This window comes from Paenibacillus sp. Y951 (assembly GCF_056786395.1).
The window spans coordinates 1-514 of the sequence record NZ_JBXCIY010000100.1; the positions used below are offsets into that span (position 1 = coordinate 1).

Sequence of the window (514 nt, forward strand, 5' to 3'; positions counted from 1 at the left end):
TCGCTACCGACTTTGGATGTAAAGTGAAGCCCTGTGTAGCCGGTCGCCCACGGACAAAAGGAAAGGTAGAAGCACAGATGAAACTACTCGATGAGATCCATGCGTACCAAGGAAAATTAAGCTTGCCAGAACTTCATGACTTCATTCAAAAGCTATGTAACCGTGTGAATCAATCGTTCCATCAAGGGAGTGGAAAAGTACCTGTTCTTTCCTTAGAAAAGGAAAAGAACTCCCTACACCCACTGCCAACAGAGCGTGTAAGAAGTTCCTATCGCATACATCATAAGCTTGTGAAGATCAATGTATCGAACATGATCTCCTACCAATCCAGACAATACTCAGTCCCCACTGGGTATCAAGGAAAAACAGTAGGTATACAAGTCTATGACAACCATTTGTATGCTTATTATAACACGAAACTTCTGGTTCGCCATCCTGTAGGAGAGACAAAATTAATTTACAAAGAAGAACATTACAGAGAGAATCTCAGGCTGTCTATGCCAAGCTATCCAGA

1 protein-coding gene is annotated in these 514 nt (G+C 42.2%); it reads left to right on the forward strand.

From position 1 onward, the window contains the following. The coding region (locus tag AC1TPB_RS25070; RefSeq protein ID WP_482078964.1) for a Mu transposase domain-containing protein at window positions 1-514 on the forward strand (514 nt) is incomplete at both ends.